Raw genomic sequence first — 3,101 nt, forward strand, 5'->3', positions numbered from 1 at the left:
CAGCTAGAGCCAGATTTTGTTGGAGAGTTTGATCCTGGCTCAGGACGAACGCTGGCGGCGTGCTTAACACATGCAAGTCGAGCGGTAAGGCCCTTCGGGGTACACGAGCGGCGAACGGGTGAGTAACACGTGGGTGACCTGCCCTTCACTCTGGGATAAGCCTGGGAAACTGGGTCTAATACCGGATATGACCTTCTTCCGCATGGGGGTTGGTGGAAAGTTTTTCGGTGAGGGATGGGCCCGCGGCCTATCAGCTTGTTGGTGGGGTGATGGCCCACCAAGGCGACGACGGGTAGCCGGCCTGAGAGGGCGACCGGCCACACTGGGACTGAGACACGGCCCAGACTCCTACGGGAGGCAGCAGTGGGGAATATTGCGCAATGGGCGAAAGCCTGACGCAGCGACGCCGCGTGGGGGATGACGGCCTTCGGGTTGTAAACCTCTTTCGCCAGGGACGAAGCGCAAGTGACGGTACCTGGATAAGAAGCACCGGCCAACTACGTGCCAGCAGCCGCGGTAACACGTAGGGTGCGAGCGTTGTCCGGAATTATTGGGCGTAAAGAGCTCGTAGGCGGTCTGTCGCGTCGGTCGTGAAAACTTGGGGCTTAACCCTGAGCTTGCGGTCGATACGGGCATGACTAGAGTTCGGCAGGGGAGACTGGAATTCCTGGTGTAGCGGTGAAATGCGCAGATATCAGGAGGAACACCGGTGGCGAAGGCGGGTCTCTGGGCCGAAACTGACGCTGAGGAGCGAAAGCGTGGGGAGCGAACAGGATTAGATACCCTGGTAGTCCACGCCGTAAACGGTGGGCGCTAGGTGTGGGGGCCATTCCACGGTCTCTGTGCCGCAGCTAACGCATTAAGCGCCCCGCCTGGGGAGTACGGCCGCAAGGCTAAAACTCAAAGGAATTGACGGGGGCCCGCACAAGCGGCGGAGCATGTGGATTAATTCGATGCAACGCGAAGAACCTTACCTGGGTTTGACATGCACCAGACATCCCTAGAGATAGGGCTTCCCTTGTGGTTGGTGTGCAGGTGGTGCATGGTTGTCGTCAGCTCGTGTCGTGAGATGTTGGGTTAAGTCCCGCAACGAGCGCAACCCTTGTTCCATGTTGCCAGCGCGTAATGGCGGGGACTCATGGGAGACTGCCGGGGTCAACTCGGAGGAAGGTGGGGATGACGTCAAATCATCATGCCCCTTATGTCCAGGGCTTCACACATGCTACAATGGCCAGTACAGAGGGCTGCGAGACCGTGAGGTGGAGCGAATCCCTTAAAGCTGGTCTCAGTTCGGATTGGGGTCTGCAACTCGACCCCATGAAGTTGGAGTCGCTAGTAATCGCAGATCAGCAACGCTGCGGTGAATACGTTCCCGGGCCTTGTACACACCGCCCGTCACGTCACGAAAGTTGGTAACACCCGAAGCCGGCGGCCCAACCCTTGTGGAGGGAGTCGTCGAAGGTGGGACTGGCGATTGGGACGAAGTCGTAACAAGGTAGCCGTACCGGAAGGTGCGGCTGGATCACCTCCTTTCTAAGGAGTCTCACCGAGTGGTGAGCGTCCCCGAGTTTTCGGGGTCCTTTCACTGATTCGTCCCTGTTGTGGTCTTCGATCGGTTGTGGCCGGTCGTGGATGGGGGCGCTGGGTGGAACACATTTTGCTGCTAGAGCAAGAGGTTCGGCACACTGTTGGGTCCTGAGAAGACACTTGGTGTCTTTTCTTGGCCGCGGCTTGATCTGGTTCTTCTAACGCTTCCGTTGTGGTGGTGGTGGAGAGCGGTGGATCGGGTGTGTGGTTGTGTGTTGAGTGTTGCATAGTGGATGCGAGCATCTTGTTGTGGTCAAGTGTTTAAGGGCACATGGTGGATGTCTAGGCATCAGGAGCCGATGAAGGACGTGGGAGGCCGCGATAGTCCTCGGGGAGTTGTCAACCTAGCTGTGATCCGAGGGTGTCCGAATGGGGAAACCCGGCGCCCGTCATGGGGCGTCACCGTGCGATGAATTCATAGTCGTTCGGAGGGAACGTGGGGAAGTGAAACATCTCAGTACCCACAGGAAGAGAAAACAACCGTGATTCCGTGAGTAGTGGCGAGCGAAAGCGGATGAGGCTAAACCGTGTTCGTGTGATACCCGGCAGGGGTTGCGGATGCGGTGTCGTGGGATTTCGCCGTCAGGGTTCTGCCGAGCCTTGGACATCATTTCACATGGGTTAGTGGAAGACTTCTGGAAAGGGTCGCCGTAGTGGGTGAGAGCCCCGTACGCGAAAACTTGTGTGGTGGTGTGGGCGTTGCTCCCGAGTAGCAGCGAGCTCGTGAAATTTGCTGTGAATTTGGCGGGACCACCCGTTAAGCCTAAATACTCCCTGATGACCGATAGCGGACTAGTACCGTGAGGGAAAGATGAAAAGTACCCCGGGAGGGGAGTGAAATAGTACCTGAAACCGTGTGCCTACAAGCCGTCAGAGCGTTCTTCGGGATGTGATGGCGTGCCTTTTGAAGAATGAGCCTGCGAGTTATGCTTCGTGGCGAGGTTAACCTGTGTGGGGTAGCCGTAGCGAAAGCGAGTCTGAATAGGGCGTCATAGTCGCGGGGTGTAGACCCGAAGCGGAGTGATCTACCCATGGCCAGGGTGAAGCGTCGGTAAGACGTCGTGGAGGCCCGAACCCACCAGGGTTGAAAACCTGGGGGATGAGCTGTGGGTAGGGGTGAAAGGCCAATCAAACTCCGTGATAGCTGGTTCTCCCCGAAATGCATTTAGGTGCAGCGTCGCGTGGTGGGTACCGGAGGTAGAGCACTGGATGGTCTAGGGGGCCGACAAGCTTACTGAAATCAGCCAAACTCCGAATGCCGGTACTGTTAGCGCGGCAGTGAGACTGCGGGGGATAAGCTTCGTAGTCGAGAGGGAAACAGCCCAGATCACCGGCTAAGGCCCCTAAGCGTGCGCTAAGTGGGAAAGGATGTGGGATCGCCCAGACAACCAGGAGGTTGGCTTAGAAGCAGCCACCCTTGAAAGAGTGCGTAATAGCTCACTGGTCAAGTGGTCCTGCGCCGACAATGTAGCGGGGCTCAAGCGCACCGCCGAAGCCGTGGCAACAGCACAGAG

The 3,101-nt window shown here is 57.8% G+C and carries 2 rRNA genes; both read left to right on the forward strand.

Annotated elements, in window-relative coordinates:
* The first annotated feature begins 16 nt into the window (after positions 1-16).
* Positions 17-1,533: ribosomal RNA gene (locus H5J29_RS27015) — 16S ribosomal RNA — on the forward strand.
* Between the two features lie 305 nt (positions 1,534-1,838).
* Positions 1,839-3,101 (forward strand): 23S ribosomal RNA (locus H5J29_RS34470); the annotation flags it as partial.

The sequence above is a fragment of the Pseudonocardia pini genome (assembly GCF_013870575.1).
Taxonomy (GTDB): domain Bacteria; phylum Actinomycetota; class Actinomycetes; order Mycobacteriales; family Pseudonocardiaceae; genus Pseudonocardia; species Pseudonocardia pini.